At 76.0% G+C, this 21,973-nt stretch carries 16 protein-coding genes and 1 pseudogene; 15 read left to right on the top strand and 2 right to left on the bottom strand.

Features of this window, described 5'->3' with window-relative positions:
- Positions 1–654 precede the first annotated feature (654 nt).
- The 4 genes from OG272_RS00420 to OG272_RS00405 all read left to right on the top strand — a co-directional run bounded on the left by OG272_RS00420 (position 655) and on the right by OG272_RS00405 (position 5,940).
- A complete protein-coding gene (locus tag OG272_RS00420; protein ID WP_326573104.1) occupies positions 655–1,482 on the top strand; it encodes an AfsR/SARP family transcriptional regulator in 828 nt (275 codons plus the stop codon).
- 427 nt (positions 1,483–1,909) lie between these two features.
- Positions 1,910–2,857, top strand: a complete 948-nt coding sequence (locus OG272_RS00415; protein WP_328222125.1) for a phosphopantetheine-binding protein — start codon at positions 1,910–1,912, stop codon at positions 2,855–2,857.
- Positions 2,858–3,244: 387 nt separating this feature from the next.
- Positions 3,245–5,116 carry a beta-ketoacyl synthase N-terminal-like domain-containing protein gene (locus OG272_RS00410; RefSeq protein ID WP_327726236.1) on the top strand — a complete coding sequence of 624 codons (1,872 nt, stop codon included), beginning with the start codon at positions 3,245–3,247 and terminating at the stop codon, positions 5,114–5,116.
- A complete protein-coding gene (locus OG272_RS00405; protein WP_326573099.1) occupies positions 5,113–5,940 on the top strand; it encodes a 4'-phosphopantetheinyl transferase superfamily protein in 828 nt (275 codons plus the stop codon). The genes OG272_RS00410 and OG272_RS00405 overlap by 4 nt, the downstream gene beginning before the upstream one ends.
- Before the next feature lie 141 nt (positions 5,941–6,081).
- On the opposite strand, the gene OG272_RS00400 is transcribed toward OG272_RS00405, so the two are convergent.
- Together OG272_RS00400 and OG272_RS00395 are read right to left on the bottom strand one after the other, a co-directional pair.
- Entirely contained in the window at positions 6,082–6,837 is a 756-nt protein-coding gene (locus tag OG272_RS00400) for an SRPBCC family protein (RefSeq protein ID WP_327726235.1), read from the bottom strand.
- Positions 6,838–6,905: 68 nt separating this feature from the next.
- The gene (locus tag OG272_RS00395) at positions 6,906–7,925 is read right to left on the bottom strand and encodes an AfsR/SARP family transcriptional regulator (RefSeq protein WP_326573095.1); all 1,020 of its coding nucleotides are present in this window, start codon (positions 7,923–7,925) and stop codon (positions 6,906–6,908) included.
- Positions 7,926–8,515: 590 nt separating this feature from the next.
- Between OG272_RS00395 and OG272_RS00390 the strand changes: the two genes are divergently transcribed.
- The 11 genes and pseudogenes from OG272_RS00390 to metK all read left to right on the top strand — a co-directional run bounded on the left by OG272_RS00390 (position 8,516) and on the right by metK (position 21,960).
- Positions 8,516–9,337 (top strand): AfsR/SARP family transcriptional regulator, encoded by an 822-nt coding sequence (locus OG272_RS00390; RefSeq protein ID WP_326573093.1) that lies wholly within the window; start codon positions 8,516–8,518, stop codon positions 9,335–9,337.
- Between the two features lie 67 nt (positions 9,338–9,404).
- The gene (locus OG272_RS00385; protein WP_326573091.1) at positions 9,405–9,740 is read left to right on the top strand and encodes a hypothetical protein; all 336 of its coding nucleotides are present in this window, start codon (positions 9,405–9,407) and stop codon (positions 9,738–9,740) included.
- Positions 9,737–9,895 carry a hypothetical protein gene (locus OG272_RS00380; RefSeq protein WP_327726234.1) on the top strand — a complete coding sequence of 53 codons (159 nt, stop codon included), beginning with the start codon at positions 9,737–9,739 and terminating at the stop codon, positions 9,893–9,895. The genes OG272_RS00385 and OG272_RS00380 overlap by 4 nt, the downstream gene beginning before the upstream one ends.
- A 238-nt stretch (positions 9,896–10,133) precedes the next feature.
- Positions 10,134–10,550 (top strand): annotated as a pseudogene (locus tag OG272_RS00375) (AMP-binding protein); the annotation flags it as partial.
- A gap of 505 nt (positions 10,551–11,055) precedes the next feature.
- The gene (locus tag OG272_RS00370; RefSeq protein ID WP_405892109.1) at positions 11,056–11,280 is read left to right on the top strand and encodes a hypothetical protein; all 225 of its coding nucleotides are present in this window, start codon (positions 11,056–11,058) and stop codon (positions 11,278–11,280) included.
- Positions 11,277–13,019, top strand: coding sequence for an FAD-dependent oxidoreductase (locus tag OG272_RS00365; protein ID WP_405892107.1), 1,743 nt, complete (start codon positions 11,277–11,279; stop codon positions 13,017–13,019). Before OG272_RS00370 ends, OG272_RS00365 begins: the two co-directional genes overlap by 4 nt.
- Positions 13,020–13,377: 358 nt before the next feature.
- A complete protein-coding gene (locus OG272_RS00360; RefSeq protein ID WP_327726231.1) occupies positions 13,378–14,331 on the top strand; it encodes an aromatase/cyclase in 954 nt (317 codons plus the stop codon).
- 346 nt (positions 14,332–14,677) lie between these two features.
- Positions 14,678–16,423 carry an acyl-CoA dehydrogenase gene (locus OG272_RS00355; RefSeq protein ID WP_327726230.1) on the top strand — a complete coding sequence of 582 codons (1,746 nt, stop codon included), beginning with the start codon at positions 14,678–14,680 and terminating at the stop codon, positions 16,421–16,423.
- Between the two features lie 172 nt (positions 16,424–16,595).
- Positions 16,596–17,465, top strand: a complete 870-nt coding sequence (locus OG272_RS00350; RefSeq protein ID WP_327726229.1) for a 4'-phosphopantetheinyl transferase superfamily protein — start codon at positions 16,596–16,598, stop codon at positions 17,463–17,465.
- 657 nt (positions 17,466–18,122) lie between these two features.
- On the top strand, positions 18,123–20,675 hold the full coding sequence (locus tag OG272_RS00345) for a condensation domain-containing protein (protein ID WP_405892104.1): 2,553 nt from the start codon (positions 18,123–18,125) through the stop codon (positions 20,673–20,675).
- 76 nt (positions 20,676–20,751) lie between these two features.
- Positions 20,752–21,960, top strand: coding sequence for a methionine adenosyltransferase (metK, locus tag OG272_RS00340; RefSeq protein WP_326573073.1), 1,209 nt, complete (start codon positions 20,752–20,754; stop codon positions 21,958–21,960).
- Positions 21,961–21,973: the final 13 nt, after the last annotated feature.

Genomic DNA, 21,973 nt, shown 5'->3' with positions numbered 1-21,973 from the left:
CACCCGGACACCCGTACCTCTCCCCGCCGGGAAGCCCCCTGCCCGTACACCCGGACACCCGTACGCCTCCGTGCGGTGAAGTGCCCGCGCTGGTACGCCTGTGCGTCTCCGCGTGCGGTGAAGTGCCCGCGCCGGTGCGCCCGTGCGTCTCCGCGCCGTGAAGTGCCCGCGCCGGTGCGCCTGTGCGTCTCCCCGCCGTGAAGTGCCCGCGCTGGTACGCCTGTGCGTCTCCGCGTGCGGTGAAGTGCCCGCGCCGGTGCGCCTGTGCGTCTCCGCGTGCGGTGAAGTGCCCGCGCCGGTGCGCCTGTGCGTCTCCGCGTGCGGTGAAGTGCCCGCGCCGGTGCGCCCGTGCGTCTCCCCGCCGTGAAGTGCCCGCGCCGGTAGGCCGGTGGGTCTCCGCGTGCGGTGAAGTGCCCGCGTTTGCCGTCGGCCGTCCCGGTGGCCGGGGGGTTTGCCGGGGCGTGTCTGCGGGGTGGGGCCGGAGGCGGTCGCGCGAACAAAAAACAGCACGGACGGTTTGATATTGACAAACCGTCCGTGCCGTTTTTTACTGGGGGGCATGCCGGCAGCGGCTCCGCCGGGACCAGGCGCGAAAAGGACTGACCACTTGCTCGCACTCGTGCAGGACTTCATGCAGCAAATGAGGGGGACGGCATGGACATCGCTGTACTGGGCGCGCTGGACGTCCGGGAGAACGGGGTCTCGGTGACTCCCACGGCGCCGAAACCGCGCCAGGTCCTGGCGCTGCTGGCCCTGCACGCCGACCAGGTGGTGCCGGTCGCCGCGCTGATCGAGGAACTCTGGGGCGAGCGGCCCCCGCGCAGTGCGCGCACCACGCTGCAGACCTACGTGCTGCAGCTGCGTGAGCTCATCTCCGCGGCCCTGGCGCGCGACGCGGCGGGCGCCCCGGCGCGTACGGCCAAGGATGTGCTGGTCACCACGCCGGGCGGGTACCGGCTCGACACCTGGGGCGGTGCCAGCGATGTCGGGGAGTTCGAGCGGCTGGCCGGCAGCGGGTACCGGGCCATGGACGCCGGTGACTTCGCCGGCGCGGCCCGCCACCTGCGCGAGGCCCTCGCGCTGTGGACCGGCGCCGCTCTGGCCGACATACAGACCGGCCCGCAGCTGGGGATGGAGACCAGGCGGCTGGAGGAGACCCGGCTGTGCGCGTTCGATCAGCGTATCGAGGCCGATCTGCGGCTGGGCCGCCACCGCGAACTGCTGGGCGAGCTCACCGTCCTGGTCAGCCGCTACGCAACCCATGAGAAGCTGCACGGCCAGTTCATGCTGGCCCTGCACCGCTCGGGCCGGCGCAGTGAGGCCCTCGACGTCTACCAGCGGCTGCGTAACGCCCTGGTCCGCGAGCTGGGCCTGGAGCCCTCGGCCGGGCTGCGCCGGCTGCAGCGCTCGATCCTGGTGGCCGGTCCGGAGCCGGCGCTCGATACGCCGGTGCGCAACGAGCGCCTCACCCGCGTCGGCTGACCGGCCGTCATGCCCTCAGCAGCGCGTGACCTCTCCCGGGGCAGGCGGGCGGGATCCGGGCCGGGGGCGGTACGGGCGCCGCTCCGGCCCCCGGGGCGGACGCACGGATGCGCGGGCGGCGGCCCGCGCCGGTCCTGTCCGGCAGCGGCCTACGTCCTGCCCCCGGCTCCGGCGCGACGCGGGCGGGTGGCGGGAGGGCCTGCCGCCGTCCCCGGCGGCGGAGCATCCCCGGGGACGCCCACGGCCGCCCCGCCCCGCCCCGGCCCGCCCCGGCCGGGGGCGGGGCCTTGGTGAAGCGGCCCTGAACGGCCACGCCCCTCGGCGCGGTGCCCGCCGCCCCCGGCGGCCGCGTCCGGCGGCCGCGTCCCGCACCCCCAGCAGCGTCCGTCGCCGGCCGGCCGGGACGGACCGTCCCTTGGAGTCACACATGATCGATGACAGCCGGCCGCTCCCGGCCGCCCCGCTCCCCGCCCCGCCGGCCGATCTGCTGACCGGACTCGTGGAGATCCTCGCCGCCGTGCTGCGGCTGAAGGCCGAGAAGATCGACCCCGGGCAGACGTTCCGGTCGCTGGAACTCGACTCGCTGCTGACCGTCGAGTTCGTCGCCACCGTCAACACCCGCTACGCCACGGACGTCAAGGCCGACGCCCTGTTCGACCACCCCACCCCCCTCGCGTTCGCCCGGTACGTGGCGGGCGAGCGGCAGACCCCGCACGCGGCTCCCTCCGGCCCCCCGGCCCGCGGCCGGCAGGCTCCCGCTCCGGCGGCGCTCCTGTGGCCCGGGCCCGCGTTCACGAAGCAAGCGGTCCTCGACGTGCTGCGCGAGGAACTGGCCCGCACCCTGTGCTGCGACCCGTGGGACATCGACACCACGGCCGCCTTCAGTCTCCTGGGCGTGGACTCCATCCTGGGGGCGGAGTTCGTGGCGGAGGTCAGGCGCATCTACGGTCTGCGGGAGCGGCCCGTCACGCTCTACGACCACACCAGCCTCGCGGCGCTGGCCGCCCACATCGCCGCCACCGCCACCGCCACCGCACCCGCATCCGCATCCGTCCCGGCACCCGTATCCGCATCAGTCGCCGCCCCCGCGGCCGCCATCGTCCCCGCACCCGCGGCCATCCCCGCACCCGCGTCCGCCACCGTCCCCGTCCCCGCACCCGCACCCGCCCCCGCGTCCGTGTCCGCTTCTGCACCCGCGTTCGCACCCGCGTTCGCGGCCGCTTCTGCGGCTGTCCCCGCGGTCTCGCTTCCGGTACAGGTCCCGGTGTCCGGTACGGCCGCCGGGGCGATCGGACTCGCTGCCCTCCTCGACGCCGTGTCCGACCACCGGATCTCCGTCGACGAGGCGCTCGAACTGCTGCCCCGGCGCGCCTGACGGCCGCGGACGATGGACGAACGCGAGATCCTCACCCGGCTCAGGGCCGGAACCCTCGACCGCGAGCAGGCCACCCGCCTGCTGACGCGGCAGACACGGCGCGGACCCGAAACCCCCCGGCCCGCACCCCCGTCCCCGCCCCCACCGGTGTCCCCTGCGGTACCCCCGGCCGCGCCCCCGTCCCCGGCCCCGCCCCTGTCCCCGGCCGCGCCCCTGTCCCAGGCGGCACCTGTGTCCCCGCCCCCACCGGTGTCCCCTGCGGTATCCCCGGCCGCGCCCCTGTCCCAGGCGGCACCTGTGTCCCCGGCCGCACCTGTGTCCCCGGCGGCACCGGGGGCATCGGTGTCTCCGCCCGCACCGCCCGCACCGCCCGCACCGGGGGCACCGGTGTCCCGGCCTTTTCCGCCCGTCGTGGCGGAGTGCGGGCCGGTCCTTCCCTCCGGGGCCGGGGCCGGGGCCGTACCGGCGGCGGGCGGTGACATCCCGGGTGTGGAGGACGGTTACGCCGTCGTCGGCCTTGCCGGGCGCTACCCTGCGGCGGCGGACCTGAACGTCTTCTGGGACAACCTCCGCGAGGGCCGTGACACCTCCTCGGACGCGCCCGCCGGCCGGCCCGGCCCTTCCCCCCTGGAGGAGGGGCAGCGCGGGCACTTCCTGGACGGTGCCGCCGACTTCGACGCGGAGTTCTTCCAGTTCGCCCCCGAGGAAGGCGCTCTGACGGACCCGCAGGAGCGGCTCTTCCTGGAGACCGCCTGGGAAGCGCTGGAGGACGCGGGCTGCACCGGAGCCCGGCTGGACGCGCTGCGCGGCCCGGACGGCACCCCGCGCGCGGTCGGTGTCTTCGTCGGCGCCAGCGCCGGCGACTACGCGCTGCTGGCCGCCGCGTCCTTCAGCCGCGGCCGGCCCGCCGTGCCCCGCAGCGGCCACTGGGGCCTGCCCGGCAGGCTGGCCGCGCTGCTCGGCCTGAGCGGGCCCGGGCAGGCCGTCGACACCGCCCAGTGCTCGGCCCTGACCGCCCTCCACCTCGCCGTGCAGGCCCTGCGCCGCGGTGAATGCGCCGCCGCCGTCGTCGGCGCCGCCGAACTGCTGCTGCACCCCTCACGGGCCCGGGACGCCGCGGGGGAGGGCGTCGGCGCGGCCGTCGTCAAACCGCTGCGCCGGGCGCTCGCGGACGGGGACCGGGTGTATGCCGTCATCCGCGCCACCTCCAGCGGATTCGCCCCGCCCCCCGCGCCCGCGCCTGCCGCCGGCCTGCACGAGACCCGCGAGGCGACCGTGCGCCGCATCGGCGACGCCGGGGCGGCCACCGGACTGGCGGCCCTGACCGCCGCCGTGCTCCAGCTCGGCCACGGCACCCTCGCCCCCGCGGCCAGCCGGCCCACCGCCCGGCCGTGGCCGCGCCCCCGCGACGGACAGGGGCGCCCGACGCCCCGTACCGCCACGGTCGAGGTGGCGGCCGACGGCGGCTTCACCGCACGCGTCGTCCTCCAGGAACACCTCGCGCCCCCGCCGGCGCACCGCCCCCCGGCACCGGAGGACACCCCCGGCCGCGAGGAACTGGTGGTGGTGTCCGCGCCCACGCCCGCCCACCTCGCCGCCACCGCCGCCAGGCTCGCCGACTGGCTCACCCGGCCCACCCCACCGCCCGACGGCGACGGCGACGGCGGAGGCGGAGGCGGAGGCGCGGCCGGCGGGCCGGTCCTCGCCGACGTGGCGCGGGCCCTGCGCACCGGCCGGGCCGCCCTGCCCTGCCGGATCGCGCTGCTCGTCACCGACCTGCCCCGGCTCGTCGCCGGGCTGCGCCGCTTCGCCGGACACCCGGCCGCCGGCGGCGACGTCCGCTACGCCGACCTGCGCGGGCACGGCGGCGACCCGATGGGCCTGGGCGCCCTGCCGGAGACCGGCGCCTACCTGGCCGCGCTGTGGCGGGGCGGACACCTCCGGCAGCTCACCGGGCTGTGGCTGTCCGGGCTCGACGTCGACTGGGCCGCGCTGGAACCGGGTCCGGGTGCCGGGACACCGGCCGCCGTACCGCCGCCCTCGGCGTTCCTGCGCCGGCCGCTGTGGCTGGACCCGGCCCCCGGCACCCCGGCCCCCGGCACCCCGGCGTCCGGCCCGGCGCCCGCCACCCCGGCGTCCGGCCCGGCGCCCGCCACCCCGGCGTCCGGCCCGGCCCCCGCCACCCCGGCCCCCGCCACCCCGGCGTCCGGCTCTCCGGTGTCCGGTACCCCGGCGTCCGGTACGGAGCGGGCCGGATGACCGGCCAGGACCCGGGGCGGCACACCTCTGCCCGGCAGGGGCCGCAGCCGGTGAAACTGTGGTTCTGCCCCAACGAGGAACTCGCCCCCGGCATGACCGCGATCCTGGCCGCGCACTGGCTGGACGAGCACGAGCGGGAGACCGCGGGCCGCTTCCTCTTCGAACGCGACCGGCGCCAGTACCTCGTCGCCCACGCCCTCGTACGACGCGTCCTGGCACTGGAGAGCGGTATCCCGGAGGCCGAGGCGGTGATCTGGCGTTCCTCGCGCGGCCGGCCGTTCCTGCACAAACCGCCCGAGGGGCTGCCGCGCGGGGGCCGGGAGCTGGACTTCAACCTCTCCCACTCGGGCGGCCACAACCTGCTCGGCGTGGTGCGCCGCCACCGCATCGGGGTGGACGTGGAGCGGCTCGACCGCGGCGGCCAGGGCTTCGACGCCGTCGTGGCGTCCTTCGCCGAGGACGAGCGCCGGTGGGTGGCGCGGGCCGCGCCGGGCCGGGCCCGCGACCGGCGGGTGCTGCGGCTGTGGACACTGAAGGAGGCCTACTCCAAGGCCCGCGGCCTCGGCCTCGCACTGCCCTTCGACGCGTTCTCCTTCACCCTGGCCGAGGACCTGGGGGTGACCGGCTTCCGGCCGCCCGACAACGACGCCGACCCGCGGTGGCGCTTTGTGGAACTGGAGCCGGTGCCCGGCGTGCTGGCCGCCGTGGCCGTCCTGGCCGACACCGGCACACAGGCCGTGCTCCACCTGCACCACGGATTCCCGTGGGGGCGAGCCGCTCCCCGGCTGCTGCCCCTGCCCGAACCCGCCCGCGCCCGGGTGTAGGCCGGGTGCAGGACCGCAGAGGGACAGAGGGACAGAGGGACAGGGCAGGCAGGGGGGGCAGGGCGGGCGGGGCAGGTGTCCGGCCCGCTGGCCTGCCTGCCTGCCTGCCTGCCGGCCGTGGGCCGGGCGGCGGGCCCACGGTCACCGAGGTGCCCGGCCCGCCGGGCGCGGGCGCGCAGCCGGTGCTGTCACCGGGCCGTGTGGGGGGCCGTGTGGGGTGGCTTGCGTATGCCGCTTGGCCAGGGCGAGGGTGGCGGTGGAGTTGTGGCCCAGTGCCCGGCGCAGGCAGCGGCGGGCCTGTTCCACGGTGGTGCCCTCGCCCAGGACGGGCCCGATGGCCTCCTCCCGCAGCAGGACCGTGTGCCGGGAGGTGACGGTGACACCCGACGCGTCCGGGACGACGGACCACTGGCCGGTGTGGGAGTGCATCAGCGCCGGTGTGCGGGTCTGCTTGTAGACGATCCGGCCGCTGTCTGGGAAGCAGACGCGTACGGACTGCGTGGTGTGCGCGGCGCCGTCGGCGGTCCGCGTGTCCATGGTCATGACCTGCACGCCGGGGGTGTCCTCGGCCACCTCCAGGCGGGCGACGCGGGGCAGGAGCCGGGGCCAGTCGGCGACGCGGTGGAGGAAGCCGTAGACCGGCTCGGGCGGGCCCTGGACCCGGATGCTGTCCTCGAAGGACAGCACCAGCTGATCCAGTCGCTCCCACCGCTCGGCGAGGTCCTTCAGCCGGCAGAGTTCCGCCCTGCTGTTGGTGTCGGTGGCCCGGCGGACCCACTCGGCGTCCTCGGCGCGGTCACCGCCCACGGTGAAGTCGTGCAGCAGGACCAGCCGGCACGCCCCGCTCCCGCGCTCCTGGACGGTCCACCGCCCCGCACCCCGCACCCCGAACCCCACGCCCCACGCCGCGTGCCGCGTGCCGCGTGCCGCGTGCCGTCACGCCGCCTCCGGCTTGCGGCGAGCGGCTACGTCGTCCCCGGCAGCCGGGTGGCCAGGGCGTCGAAGCGGCGCAGCAACACCTCCTGGCGGCGGCCCAGTTCCTCGACACGCTGCTGGAGCCGGGCGATCTCGGCGCCCAGTTCCAGCGCCTGCGCCTGCGCCGGTGTCGTCGCAGCGGACGGCAGGTCCGGGCGGGCCGGGACGGACAGGTCGGGGGCATGGTTGAGGATCGCCTCCAGCCGGCCGCGCAGCACCGGACCCGGCTCGATCCCCAGGGCCTCCACCAGACGGCGCCGGGCCCGCTCGTAGACACCCAGCGCCTCGGCCTGCCGGCCGCCGCGGTACAGGGCGACCATCAGCAGGTCGTAGAACCGCTCGCGCAGCGGATGATCGGCCGTCAGCTTCTCCAGCTCGCCGGTGATCTCGTCGTGCTGCGCACAGCGCAGACACACCTCGTACAGCGTCTCCAGCACGCTCAGGCGGTTCTCCTCCAGCCGGTCCGCCTCGCTCGTGCAGATCGGCCCGTACCGGCTGTCCTGGAGCGCCGGCCCGCGCCACAGGGCCAGCGCGCCGCGCAGCAGCCGGGCCGCGGACCGCGGATCGGTGGCGGCCGCCGCCCGGCCCTTCGCCGAGAGCCGGCAGAACCGTTCGACATCGGTGGTGGCGCGGCCCAGGCTCAGCAGATAGCCGGTCGGCAGCGTGGTGATCCACTCGTGGCCGGGCACCGCAAGGCGCGGCTCGGGCAGCAGCCGCCGCAACCGGGCCACATGCGCCTGCAGCGCGTTCCCCGCGTTCGACGGCGGGTGCCCGCCCCACAGCTCCTCGGTGAGCTCCTCGGCGGACAGCAGCCGGCCGGCACACAGCACCAGCGCCGAGAACAGGGCGCGCTGCTTGGACCCCGGCGGCACGATGTCCTCGCCCGTGCGGCCGTCGTGTATCTCCACCGGCCCCAGCAGCCGGAACTCCGTCCCCCCGGCGGGCACGGCAAGAACCCCGGCGCTGTCCGCTCCGGCGGCGGACGCCGCGCCCCCGCCCGGCACGCTCACCGCGCCACCGCGCGGTGCGGTCCGGCCCGGCGGACGCCCCCGGCGATCCGCGAGCCGCCGGGGAACCGGCGCGGCCGCTCACGGCAGGCCGCAGGGGAACCACCGGCGTGGCGAAACACCAACAGCCGCAGCTCCATCGTGACTCCCCTCCTGGCCGACAGCCGACAGCCGACAGCCGACAGCCGACAGCCGACAGCCGGCAGCCGACAGCCGACAGCCGGCAGCCGATGGCCGGGCGGCTGGCCATCGCCATCGCCATGGCCATGGCCGTCGGCTGCCGGCCGGGCGGCGGTGGCCGTTGGCGGCCCCGCGGTGCTCGTCGCCCGGGCACCTGGTGAGCGCGGGTGAGGCGCCCGGCCGGTCGGACGATATCCGCCCGGCCGGGGCGGCGGCCGGGCGCACGAGGCAGGTTCCACCATCCGTACAAGCGTTCTTGAGCGGACCGGCCCGGCGGGGCGGGCCCCGGCTGTGGAAGGTCACTCGAACTTGGCTGGAGCTACCGAGGGGGGTGGCGGGAACGGGGCTAGCGTGCTGAACGGCCGACGGCTCTCAAGCCATCGAGGGAACTCGATCGATACGGGGAGGAAACCATGGAGTTGCAGGTCCTGGGACCGTTGAGCGCTGAGGTCAACGGGGTGTCGATCGTCCCGACCGCGGGCAAGCCGAGGCAGATGCTCGCCCTGCTCGCCTTCTACCCCAGCCGGGTGATGCCCGTGTCCATGCTCATGGAGGAGATCTGGGGCGCCCACATGCCCCAGAGCGCCATGACCACCATGCAGACGTACATCCTCCAGCTCCGCCGCCGCCTGGGGACCGCGATGGGCCCCGACGCCCCCGGAACGGCCAAGGAGGTGCTGGCCACCCGGCACGGCGGCTACGTGCTGCAGATCCCGCCCGAGAGCGTCGACGTCCACCGCTACGAACAGCTGGTCACGGCCGGACAGTCGGCCTGCGAGGAGGGCCAGGACACACGGGCGGCGGACCTGTTCCGCGACGCCCTGGCCATGTGGCAGGGACCCGCGCTGGTCGACGTACGCGTCGGTCCCATCCTCGAGATCGAGGTCATGCGGCTCGAGGAGAGCCGTCTGGTCACCGTCGAGCGGCGCATAGACGCCGACCTCAGACTCGGCCGGCACACCGAACTCATCGCCGAACTCACCGACCTGACGGCACGTCACCCCAAGCACGAGGGGCTGCACTCCCAGGCCATGGTGGCGTTCTACCGCTCCGGCCGGCAGGCCACGGCACTGGACGTCTACCGCCGGCTGCGCATGCGTCTGATCGAGGAACTGGGCATCGAGCCCTCGCCGCAGCTGCAACGGCTGCACCAGGCGATGCTCACCGTCGACCCGGCCCTGGACGTGGTGTGCGGGCCGCGCCGCACCTCCACCTTCAACCTGTACGCGGTCTGAACCCCAACGGCACTCCAGGCGCCGGCGCCACCCTCATCAGGCGCGGACCCACCAGGAGGAACGGCCGATGCGCGACGAACAGCCGGGCGGCCCCTTCTTCGTCCGCGGACCCGCACCACCCCGGCCGCCGGGAGAGGCCTGCCGCGTCGCTGGGCGCCTGGCACCGGCCCCGCCCGCGCCCCCGGCGCGCTGCGGCACCGCCGGCCCGCCGGCGGGCATCAACCTCGCCCTGCAGGACGCGGCCGCCGCCCACCCCGTGCTGCTCGACGCGCTCCACGCCGGCGACACCAGCCGGATGCGGCTGCCGCCCTACCAGCAGCGGCGCGCCCGCACGGCCGCGGCCGTGCACCGCATGGGAGCGGATACAGGCCCAGGGCACCGCTCGGCCGCGGCGGACCCGTGACCGCACAGCTGCGCTCCGGCGCCGCCGCACTGCTCACCCGCTCCCGGCTGGGCGAGCACCGCACCCACCGCATCGCCCACGGCGCCGACGCCGTCACCGTACGCACCGACCTGACCGACCTGTTCGAAAAAGGCCCCCGGACAGAGCACACCTGACACCCCCGCCCGCGGCGGCCCGGACAGGCCGGCCCCCACCGGCCCACCGGCCCCGCCGCCGGACCGCCGGACCGCCGGACGCCTCGGCGGCAGGCCGTCACGGAGGCCGTCACGGAGGCCGTCACGGAGGCCGTCACGGAGGCCGTCACGGAGGACGCCGTACCCGGGTGCGCCAGGGGCCGCGAGCGCTCTTCGAACGGTCCTCGAGCGCACAGGCAGAACGTGAGAGCCCCCAGCGGTGCACGCGCCGCCCGCCGAGACCCGGAGGACACCAGCCGTGGCGCACCTGACGTACCCCGGCCTCCCGGTGGACGGCCTGCTGCGCACGGCCGCCGCCCGCAGCCCCGACAGCGTCGCCGTCCGCGCCGCGCGCACGGCGCTGTCCTACGGCGAACTGGACGCCCAGGCCGGCCGGATCGCCGCGTTCGTGCAGCAGGAGACCGCCGGCCGGCCCGGCGTGCATGTCGCCGTCGCGGGCGTCCTCGACGACCCCGTCTTCGCGGCCGCCTACTACGGAGTGATACGCGCCGGTGCCACGGTTGTCCTGGTCAACCCGCTGACCGGCAAGGACGGGCTGCGGTACGTCCTGGCCGCGGCCGCCGCCCGGATCGCCCTGGTGTCCTTGGCCACGGCCCGCCTGCCGGCCAGGACGCGGGACGCGCTGCCCGCGCTGCGCACCCTGGTGGTGATGGGCCCGCCCGACGGCACGGTGCCCAGCGGATGCCTGCCGCTGCGCACCGCCCTGGACACCGCGCCCGACGCCCCCGCCGAGCACCGCCCCCGGCCGGGACACCGTCGCCTGCGCGCAGTTCACCACCGGCACCACCGGCCGGCCCAAGGGTGTACGCGTACTGCTCACCCACCGCGATCCGGTCGCCAACGCCCGCCAGACCGCGCTCGCCCACCTCGTCCGGGCGGGCATCGTCCTGCGCGAGACGCCCGGGAACCACGACGGCGACGGCCCCCTGCACGCCATCGCGGCCCGCGCCGACGAACGCCTCGCCCCCTTCGGGCGGATCCGCCTCACCGAAGCCTGCGACGCCGTACCCCGCACCCCCACCGGCAAGCCGGCCCGTGCCCTGGTCCGCACCCGGCTGCGGGCACGGGCCGCCGTCGGGCCGTTCACCCCCACCCCTGACCGAACCCGCCAGGAGCAGACCATGGTGACCTTCGTCAACAAGCTGACCGTCAACATGGTGACCTTCGTCAACAAGCTGACCGTGCACGGCGGCCTCGGCCGCTTCCTGGAACCGGCCCTCCGGCAGGACACCGCCGCCCACCGCCGGGCCGTGCGCGGCCAGGAGTTCCAGACCCTGCTCCAGAGCCTGCGCCCGCCGGCCACGCCCGACCGGGGACGGTACGAGACGGTGGAGGCGAGCGCGTGAGGGCCCACCCCGGCCGGCCCCGGGCGATGGTCGTCGGCGCGGGCCCCGTCGGACTGACCGCCGCCTACGAACTGGCCCGCAGGGGGCTGCGGGTGCGGGTCGTCGACGCCGCGGCCGGGCCCGCCCGCACCAGCAGGGCCGTGGCCGTGCATCCGCGCACACTGGAGACGTTCGCGCAGATGGGCGTCGTCGACGCCATGACGGCACGCGGGCGCAAGAACCGGGCCTTCACCATGTACGCCGGCGGACGCCGGCCGGTCCGCCTGGAGGCCGACTACTCCACGATGCCCACCTCCTACCCGTACACGCTGGTCATCCCCCAGACCGAGACCGAGGCCGTGCTGCGCGAAGCGGTGGCCCGGTGCGGGGTCGACATCGAGTGGGGCGTACGGCTGACGGGACTGGAGCAGGACACCGAGCGGGTGCGCGTGCGGCTGGCACGGGCCGACGGCGGCCAGGAGAGCGCCGAGACCGGCTGGCTGGTCGGCTGCGACGGGGGACACAGCACCGTGCGCCGCCTGCTCGGTCCGGAACTGCCCGGCCACAGCAGCGAGACGTGGATGCTCGCCGACGCGCCCGCAGGCACCGACCTGCCGCCCGACACCGTCTACTGGACCCACACCGGCGGCCAGGCCCGGTTGACGGTGCCCTACGCCCGCGACGGGCACTGGCGCCTCCTCGACACCGCCCCGGCCCCCGGCGCATCCGGCGAAGACGGTGCCGCCGAGCGGCTGAGCGCCAGGCTGCCGGCCGGGTTCGGCCGCCGGGTCCGGGTCGGCGAACCCGTGTGGACCTCCGTGTTCACCTTCCGGCAGCGGATGGTGCAGCGCATGCAGGACGGCCGCGTCTTCGTGGCCGGGGACGCCGCCCACGTGCACAGCCCCGCCTCCGGACAGGGCATGAACACCGGCATCCAGGAGGCGTACAACCTCGCCTGGAAACTCGCCCAGGTGGAACAGGGACACGCCGGAAGCGAACTGCTGGCCACCTACAGCCAGGAGCGGGTGCCCCTCGGCGAGGCGCTGCTCGGCTCCGCCCGCACCGCCACCTTCCTCGTCCAGCTGAAGAACCTGCTCGCCGCGGCCGCGCTGCCGGCCGTCTTCGCCGCCGTACGGGCGCTGCCCGCGCTGCGCCGCGCCGTCCAGCGCAAGGTGCTCGGCGGCATGTCCGGACTGCGCATCGGATACGGCGCGTCCTGCCTGACCACCACCGCCTGCGACGAGGACGCCCAAACCGGCTTCCTGGCGATGTCCGTGCCCGTGCGGATCCCCCCGGCCACCCCCGCCCCCGGCACACGGATCACGGCGGCGCCGGTCCACCACCCGCGCGCGCCGGGCTGCCGCGCCCTGCACGACGAACTGCGCGATCCCCGCTGGTCGCTGCTGCTGGCCGCGGGCGGCACCGGCCCCGGCGACACCCCCGTCGGCGTGGCCCTGACGGCCGCTGTCCAGTACGGCGAGTGGCTGTCGGTGCGGACGGTGGGCGGTACGGGCCCCGACGGGCCCGCCCCCCTCGCCGACACCGGCGCCCGGCTGCGCGCCGCGCTCCAACTGGCCCCGGGCTGCTGGCTGCTGGTGCGCCCGGACGGCTATGTCGCCGCACGCGGGGACCGGCTCACCCGCGCCGCGCTGAACCGGGCCCTGGCCCCGCTGCGCCCGGCCGCCCCGCTGGCCGGGCAGGCACCCCCCGAACCGGACGTCGCCCGGCCCGCCTCCACATACCGGCCCAGGGAACACTGACCGCGGCCCGCCACCCGCCGCACCGGTCACCGACGGAACAAGAACGAGACCGAACGGAACGGAACGGGACCGGGCGGGACCGGGCGGGACGGGGGAGGGGGCGGGGGCGGGGCGGGGCGCTCCGGGGCCGGAGGTCTCCCGGCAGCCGGACCGGCGCCTCCCGGGGCCTCGCGCCCGGCGTCGCCCCCACGGCCGGGCGGGCTCGGCGGGCTCGGCGGGCTCGGCGGGCTCGGCGGGTTCGGCGGGTTCGGCGGGTTCGGCGGGTTCGGCGGGTTCGGCGGGTTCGGCGGGTTCGGCGGATGTGGCCGCGGTGCCGACCGCGGCCGAGGTCTCGACGACGAAGGGAAGGGTGCTTGTGGTGACGGGTGAGCGCGTGCACCGTACGTCGCACTCGATCGAGGTGGCCGCACCGGCCGGTGTCGTGTACGGACTGATCTCGGACGCGGTCCGGTGGCCTCTGCTCCTGCCCTCGACCGTGCATGTGGAGCGGCTGGAGTTCGACGGGACCAACGAGCGGCTGCGCATGTGGGCGACCGCCGGCAGCCAGGTCAGATCCTGGATCTCCACGCGCGTGCAGGACCCGCGCACCCGGTGCGTGCAGTTTTGCCAGCAGCACCTGCAGGCGCCCGTGAGGACCATGAACGGCACCTGGGTCGTCGAGGAACGTCCGGGCGGGAGCAGCCTGCTGACCCTGCTGCACGACTTCACGGTCCACGGCGACCGGGCCGAGGACGTCGCCTGGACGGAGCGGGCCCTGGGCGTCAACTCCCCGGCCGAGCTGGGCAGTCTGCGCTCGCTCGCCGAGCGGTGGACACGGTTCGACGAACTGGTGCTCTCCTTCGAGGACGCGGTGGCGATCGACGCGCCCGTCGAGCCGGTGTACGACTTCCTGTACCGGGTCGGCGACTGGCCCCGGCGGATCCCGCACGTGTCGCGGCTGGAGCTGACCGAGGACACCCCCGGGGTGCAGGTCGTGACGATGGACACGCTCACCGCCGACGGGCTGGTCACCACCGCCTCGCTCCGGTTGTGCTTCCCGCACGCCGGCCGCATCGTCTACAAGCAGACCGTCACGCCGGCCCTCATGCAGGCGCACACCGGCGAGTGGAACGTCCTGCACGGTGAACACGGAGTGATGGCTGTCGCGCAGCACAGCGTCCTGCTCCGCGAGGAGGCCGTGCGGCGCGTCCTGGGCCCCGACGCGGACCTCGCCCAGGCCCGCCGCCACGTCCGCGAGGCCCTGGGCCGCAACTCCACCGCCACCCTCCACCTGGCCCGCCGGCACGCGGAATCGGTGACCGGGCCGCGATGACCGGGCCGCGATGACCGGGCCGCGATGACCGGGCCGCGGTGACCGGGCCGCGGTGACCGGGCCGCCCGTCGCCGGGCAGGAGGCGACGGCACGCACCGGGCGGGAGCCTTTCCGCCGTGCCGTCGACCGCGGTGAAGGGCCGCGACGGTGCCGGCCCGCGCATGCGCAGGTCCTCAAGCGGCCGCCGGAGGCGCGCGAAACGGTGCTCCGGCCGAACCCGGGCGCCCGATCGAGCCGCCCTCCGAGCCGCCTCCGAGCCGCCTCCGAGCCGCCTCCGAGCCGTCTTCGAGTCGTCTTCGAGCCGCTTTGGAACCGCTTTTGAGCCGCCTTCGTCAGGATGTCAGCCATGACCACCACCGCCATCGGGACCACGCCCGCCGGCCCCGGTCAGTGGGAGGCCGACACCCGGGGCCGCGCGGCCCGGCTCGAGGCCCTGCTCGGCGACCCCTACGACCCCGCCAACCCGCACGGGCTGCGCGCCCTGTTCGCCGCGGACGAGCGCCGTCAGCCGCCCGCCGCCACCGAGGAACTGCTCACCGGGGCCGCGCTCGCCGCCGAGTTCGTGCCCGCCGAGTACGGCGGCCGGCTCACCCGGGCCGATCTCCTCGCCCGCGTCCTGCGCCCGGTCTTCCGGCGCGACGTCGCCCTCGGCTTCGGCCACGGCATCACCTCGCTGTTCGCCGCCGGCGCCGTCTGGGCGGCCGGCACCCCCGAACAGCGCCGGCGCCTGGCCGGCCTGCTGCTCGCCGGCGGCCGGGCCGCGATCCTGCACCACGAACTCGCCCACGCCAACGCGATCCTGCGGCACGAGTTCACCGGCCGCGCCGTGCCCGGCGGCGGTTACCGGCTCGACGGACGCAAGGACGTCATCATCAACGCCGCACGCGCCACGGCGCGGGTCGTCTACGCCCGCACCGGCAGCGGCCCGCGCAGCCACTCGGTGCTGTTCGACGCCGGGCCGCCCGGCGGCGAGGGCGTGCGCCACCTCCCGCGGGTGCCCACCTCCGGCATGCGAGGGGCGCTCTTCTCCGGGCTGGAGTTCACCGGCCGCCCCGTCCCCGGCGACGCCCTCGTCGGCGGCACGGGAGACGGCATCGCCCTCGCCCTGCGCACGTTCCAGGTCAACCGCAGCGTGATCTGCGGGGTCCTCACCGCGGCCGCGGGCACCGTCCTGCACTCCGCGGTCCGGGCCGCGACCGACGGCCGCAGCGGCCCCGTCGCCCGCCGCTGGGGCAAGCCGCTCACCGGGGTCTTCGCCGACCTGCTGGCCTGCGACAGCATGGCCACGGTCGCCCTGCGCGCCCTGGGGCTGCTGCCCGAAGCCGCCCATCTGTTCGCCGCCGCCGTCAAGTACGTCGTGCCCGACCTGCTGCGGGAGGACCTGGAGGAACTCGCCACCGTGCTGGGCGCCCGCGGCTACGAACACGGCAGCCCCCACTACGGCGCCCTCGACAAGCTCCTGCGGGACCTGCCCGTCGCCGGACTCGGCCACGCCGGCACCGCCGCCTGCCAGGCCGTGATCGTGCCGCAGCTCAGGACCCTCGCCGAGAGCTCCTGGTTCATCGAGGAGGAGCCGCCGCCCGCGCTGTTTCGCGAACGCGCCGAACTGCCCCCGCTGGACTACCGGCTGCTGGGCATCGCCGGCGGCGGCGACTTCATGGCCGCCTCCCTCCTCGGATCGGCCGCCCGGCTCGCCCCCGCCCGCCGCGCCGGCGGCCAGATCACCGCGCTGGCCGCGCTGGCCGAGGTGTTCGTCACCGAACTGCGGGCCCTGCGCGAGGCATGCCGGCGGCTGCCCGGGTACGGGTCCCCGGCGCTCGCCGATCCCGCGGTGTGCGTACTCGGCGACCGCTACAGCCTGATCGTCGGCGCCGCCGCGGTCCTCGGCATCTGGGAGGGCCAGGACGGCAGCGACCCCTTCCTCTCCGACCCGGCCTGGGCCGTGCTCGCCCTGTCCCGGATCGGCCAGCGGCTCGGCGTCCCCGTGCCCGACCTGCCCGACGGCTGTGCGGCACGGGTACTGGAAGAACTGCTCCGCCGCTACCGGACCGGCCTCAGCTGCGACCTGGACGCCACGCTCCTGGCCCAGTGACAGCACCCCCGCACGCGCGCCGGCCCGACGGATGGCCCCGAAAACCCAAGGCGCCGGCCGCCCAAGGCGCCGGCCGCCCAAGGCGCCGGCCGCCCAAGGGGCCGGCGGCACAGACAGGGCAGAGCAAGGAAGGGCAGAACGCGGAACAGGAAGGGCAGCCAGGGTGAACCCGTTGACGCACACCGAACCGGCCGCGGCGGCCCGGCCGACCGGCGCCGCCCGCATCCCCGAACCGGTCCACGTCAGCGGCCCCGACGGGCCCTGGCACGGGGTGCGCGAGGACATGGACCTGCGGGGCAGCGCCGTGGTGTACACCACCTGGGGCGAATGGCTCACCGCCGCCGTCACCGACCCCACGCTGCGGCACCTGCTCGGCCGCGACTGGCAGCGCTACCGGCATACCACCGAACCGGTCGTGCGCCTGCGGTTCGTGGCCTCCCGCATGGCCACGAAGTTCACGGCCGCCGCCGCGCTGGGCACACAGCCGGCCGCACTCGACCTGGCCTACAAGATCGGGGGACGCCCCTATCTGCGCGGCCTGGACCAGATCGACGTGAGCCTCACCCACACCGACGACCTGATCGCCGTCGGCGTCAGCCGCAACGGACGGATCGGCGTGGACGCCGAACCCGCCGGACGGCCCATGTCGTTCGACCTGCTCCACAGCCACGTGTGCACACCCGCCGAGCGCGCCGAACTGCAACAACTGCCCGAAGCCCGGCGAGCCGCCGAACTGCTGCGGCTGTGGACCCTGAAGGAGGCCTACACCAAGGCCCTCGGACAGGGAATGCGGCTCGGTTTCACCGAGTTCGGCTTCGGCGTGGGCGGCAACGGCCTGCTCACCCCCGACGGCCGGCCCGCGGCCCGGGACGAATGGGCGTTCGCGACCCACCGCGTGCTCGGCCGCTACCTCATCAGCGTGGCCTGCTACGACACCGGCCTCGACACCTCCCGCGACACCGCCCCCCACACCATGCTCGACGAGGGCTTCATAAGCGCCGTCGCCGGCCTGCTGCACCCCGACGACCCGCCCCGGCGCTGACCCCTCTCTCTCGCCCCCGGGCGCCGGGCTGCCCCGCCCCGGCTGGACGGCACCGCCACGCAGGGCCGGTAATTCCGCCCCCGACCGGGGCGACAGGCGAGGGCACGCGCCCGCCGGTTCCCGGCCCAACGGCGAGCGGCCGGTGCACGCGCCGCTCCCGCCCACCCCAGGACGAGCCGCGCCTTGGGGAGGGCACCTGCGCCGCTCCCGCCTGGCCGCACCGCCAGGACGAGCCGCGCCTTGGGGAGGGCACCTGCGCCGCTCCCGCCTGGCCGCACCGCCAGGACGAGCCGCGCCTTGGGGAGGGCACCTGCGCCGCTCCCGCCCGGCCGCACGCCAGGACGAGCCGCGCCTTCGAAACGGCACCCGCGCCGTCGCCTTGGGGGAGGGCACCCGCGCTGCTCCCGCCCGGCCGCACCCGCGCCATCCCGCCGTGCCCGGCCGGGCACGCCGCACCCGCGGGGCCACCGCCGGACCACCGCCGTGTCAGCGCCGTGTCAGGCCCGTATGGGCCGGCCTTCGCATACTCGTTGCGCGCTCGCAGAGAGGGGAGGCAGGGGGTTCTCCGCAGTCGTCCGCACAAGCCGTGCACACAGCCGTACGCGTCCAGGGGCGGCGTACGCGCGGCCACGCGGACGTGCGCGCCCCGGACAGCCGATGACCGCCGACCACACCTCATCCACGCCGCCCGAGGAGATGACGACCGTCGTCGTCGACCTCGGCCGGCCCCCCTATGACACCCCCGCCCTCGAACTGCGCGGCCCGCTGGGCCCGGCCCGGCTCGAGGCCGCCCTGGACCACCTCGCCGCCGACAACCCCGACGCGCCGGTGTGGCGTCACCGGATCGACCGCCTCGGCCACGAGCACCACGCGCTGCGGCTGGCCGCCGACGACGTGCACACACCGGGCGACGCCTTCCCCTACGGCCTGCTCGCCGACCTGCTCACCCGCTCCACGCCCGCACGGCCCGCCCCCACCCTGGTGCCCACCCCGCTGCAGCGCGAGCTGCTCGCCGACGCCGACGCCCTCCCCGGCCGGCACCTCGCCCAGCTCGCCTGGGCCTGGCACGGCCCCCTGGACAGCGAACGCTTCCACACCGCCTGGCAGTCGGTCGTCGACCACGAGAGCGTGCTGCGCACCGCCTTCGACGACAGCTGCGAACCCCTCCTCGTACGGCACGAGCACACCGACGCCGAGGTGCTGTGGCTGCCGCACGGCACCGCCCGCTGGCCCGACGTACTGGAGGACGACCGCCGGCGCGGCATCGACCCGCGCCGGCCCGGCGCCCTGCGCGTCACCGTCCTCGCCGGCGCTCCCGCCCCCACGCCCCCCGCCGAGCCCGCCCGGGTCCTGCTCACCTACCACCACGCCCTGCTCGACGACTGGAGCGCACGCCTGCTGCTGCGGGCGTTCTACCGCGCCTACCTGGCGGACGGCCGCCTGCCCGGCGGTGAACGGCGCCCCGATCTGCGCGACTACGTCCGCTGGCTGCGCCGTCAGGACACCGCCCCGGCCAGGGACTTCTGGACGCGGGCCGTACCGCCGCGCACCGCGGCCGCCTGGCCCGCCCGGCACACCGCCCCCGCCCCGGCCGGCCCCGTCGGACGCACCCGGCTGCGCCTGAGTGCCGCCCAGACCGAGCGGCTCGCCGCCTGGGCGGCACGCTGGGGCAGCACCGAGAGCGGCGCACTGCAAGCCGTCTGGTCCCTGCTGCTGTACCGGGCCGGCGGGGCCCGGGCCGCGGCCCCCGTCCGGTTCAGCGTCACCGCCTCCGGACGCGGCATCCCCTTCGAGGGCGCCCCCCGCATGCCGGCCGCGCTGAGCACCGCCTGGCCGCTGTCCGTCGAGGTCGCCCCCCACTCCACCGTGGCGACGCTGCTCAGCGATCTGCGCGACCGGATCCTGGAACGCTCGGCCTATGAATGGCTCTCACCGGGACAGATCCGCTCCTGGACGGCCCCGCAGCACCACGCGGCCAACGGTACGCACAGCCCCACCGGCACCGAGGACGGTACGCACAGCCCCACCGGCACCGAGGACGGTACGCACAGCCCCACCGGCACCGAGGACGGTACGCACAGCCCCACCGGCACCGAGGACGGTACGCACAGCCCCACCGGCACCGAGGACGGTACGCACAGCCCCACCGGCACCGAGGACGGTACGCACAGCCCCACCGGCACCGAGGACGGCACGCGCAGCCCCACCGGCACCGAGGACGGTACGCGCAGCCCCACCGGCACCGAGGACGGCACGCGCAGCCCCACCGGCACCGAGGACGGCACGCGCAGCCCCACCGGCACCGAGGACGGCACGCGCAGCCCCACCGGCACCGAGGACGGCACGCGCAGCCCCACCGGCACCGAGGACGGCACGCGCAGCCCCACCGGCACCGAGGACGGCACGCGCAGCCCCACCGGCACCGAGGACGGCACCCTCCTCGTCTTCGAGAACAGGTTCCGCGACCCGGACGACCTGACCGCCGCCCTCGCCGCCCGCGGCATCCGCGTGGAGCACCCCGAGACCCTGGGAACCCCCACGGCCTTCCCCCTCACGCTCGTCGCCCACCACGACGGCGACGAACAGCTCGTCCTGACCGCCGTCCACGACCGCTCCCGGATCGCCGACGCCACCGACGTCCTGACCCACAGCGCCCTGCTCCTGGGCGAACTGCCCTACGTGGCCGACGACTCCACGACCGTGGCCGACCTGCTGCGGCTGCTGCCCGCCGCCGACACCACCACGACGCCCGCGTCACCCCCCACCCCACCCACCGGCGCCGCCCACCGCGCGGACACCCGGCCACACGCCCAGGCGCAGCCCCCACTGCTGCCGCTGCGGGCCGCCGCCGACGCCCGGGCGGGCACCGTCTGCCTGCTCCAGACCCCCCACGTCCCCCGCGCCCGCTACGACCGGCTCGCCCGCGCCTACCAGGGCCCCGAAGCGGTGATCCTGCTGCGCGCGGTACCCGGCGGGCCGCACGCCCGGTACACCGCGCTACGCCCCCTGGCCCGCGCCGGCCGGCTCCTGGTCCTGGGCGGCTTCTCCGGCGGCGGAAGCACCGCCTACGAGATCGCCCGGCGTATCGCGGCGGCCGGCGGCCGGCCCCCGCTCACGGTGCTCACCGGCGCCGCGACCGGCGCGGACCGCCTCGCCCGGCTGCTCGAAACCGCCGCCGCCCAGGCCGGGCACCCCGGACGCACCGGATGACCGGCCCCGGCGGCGCCGCCATGAGCCAGGGACGGCCGGCCGGCCGTCACGCGACCCCCTACACCCCTGGAGAGACATGTCCCGTCGCCTGTTCACCTCGGAGTCCGTGACCGAGGGCCACCCCGACAAGATCGCCGACCAGATCAGCGACGCCGTCCTGGACGCCCTGCTGCGCCAGGACCCCCACGCCCGTGTGGCCGTCGAGACACTGATCACGACCGGCCAGGTCCACATCGCCGGAGAGGTCACCACCACGGCCTACGCGCCGATCGCCCAGATCGTCCGCGACACCGTCCTGTCCATCGGATACGACTCCTCCGCCAAGGGCTTCGACGGCGCCTCCTGCGGCGTCTCCCTCTCCCTCGGCGCCCAGTCGCCCGACATCGCCCAGGGCGTCGACACCGCCTACGAGGCCCGGACGGCCGGCGCCGACGACGCACTGGACCGGCAGGGCGCCGGCGACCAGGGCCTGATGTTCGGCTACGCCACCGACGAGACACCGTCCCTGATGCCGCTGCCCATCGAGCTCGCCCACCGGCTGTCCCGCCGCCTGGCCGAGGTGCGCAAGAACGGCACCGTGCCCTACCTGCGGCCCGACGGCAAGACCCAGGTCACCCTCGAGTACCGGGGCCACACCCCGGTCCGCCTGGACACGGTCGTCGTCTCCTCGCAGCACGCCGCCGACGTCGACCTCGACACACTGCTCGCGCCGGACATCCGCCGCCACGTCGTCGACCACGTGCTGGCCGGCCTGGCCGAGGACGGCATCAAACTGGACACCGAGGACCACCGCCTGCTGGTCAACCCGACCGGACGCTTCGAGATCGGCGGCCCCATGGGCGACGCCGGCCTGACCGGCCGCAAGATCATCATCGACACCTACGGCGGCATGGCCCGCCACGGCGGCGGCGCCTTCTCCGGCAAGGACCCCTCCAAGGTCGACCGCTCCGCCGCCTACGCGATGCGCTGGGTCGCCAAGAACGTCGTGGCCGCGGGCCTGGCCGAGCGCTGCGAGGTGCAGGTGGCGTACGCGATCGGCAAGGCCGAACCGGTCAGCGTGTTCGTGGAGACCTTCGGCACCGGCGAGGTCCCCCAGAACCGTATCGAGGACGCCATCGCCCAGGTCTTCGACCTGCGCCCGGCCGCCATCATCCGCGACCTCGACCTGCTGCGCCCGATCTACACGCGGACCGCCGCCTACGGCCACTTCGGCCGCGAACTGCCCGACTTCACCTGGGAGCGCACCGACCGCGCCCGGCACCTGAAGGACGCGGCCGGCCTCTGAAACGGCCGGCCGC

The sequence above is a fragment of the Streptomyces sp. NBC_00104 genome (assembly GCF_045160825.1).
Lineage (GTDB): Bacteria > Actinomycetota > Actinomycetes > Streptomycetales > Streptomycetaceae > Streptomyces.
The sequence above is the reverse complement of the archived record's forward strand: the minus strand, read 5'-3'. Positions and strand labels throughout refer to the sequence as shown.

Coding starts and splice junctions, on each gene's coding strand:
- OG272_RS00420 (WP_326573104.1), top strand. CDS start 655: ATGGACATCGCTGTACTGGGCGCGCTGGACGTCCGGGAGAACGGGGTC.
- OG272_RS00415 (WP_328222125.1), top strand. CDS start 1,910: ATGATCGATGACAGCCGGCCGCTCCCGGCCGCCCCGCTCCCCGCCCCG.
- OG272_RS00405 (WP_326573099.1), top strand. CDS start 5,113: ATGACCGGCCAGGACCCGGGGCGGCACACCTCTGCCCGGCAGGGGCCG.
- OG272_RS00390 (WP_326573093.1), top strand. CDS start 8,516: ATGGAGTTGCAGGTCCTGGGACCGTTGAGCGCTGAGGTCAACGGGGTG.
- OG272_RS00385 (WP_326573091.1), top strand. CDS start 9,405: ATGCGCGACGAACAGCCGGGCGGCCCCTTCTTCGTCCGCGGACCCGCA.
- OG272_RS00370 (WP_405892109.1), top strand. CDS start 11,056: ATGGTGACCTTCGTCAACAAGCTGACCGTCAACATGGTGACCTTCGTC.
- OG272_RS00355 (WP_327726230.1), top strand. CDS start 14,678: ATGACCACCACCGCCATCGGGACCACGCCCGCCGGCCCCGGTCAGTGG.
- OG272_RS00345 (WP_405892104.1), top strand. CDS start 18,123: ATGACCGCCGACCACACCTCATCCACGCCGCCCGAGGAGATGACGACC.
- metK (WP_326573073.1), top strand. CDS start 20,752: ATGTCCCGTCGCCTGTTCACCTCGGAGTCCGTGACCGAGGGCCACCCC.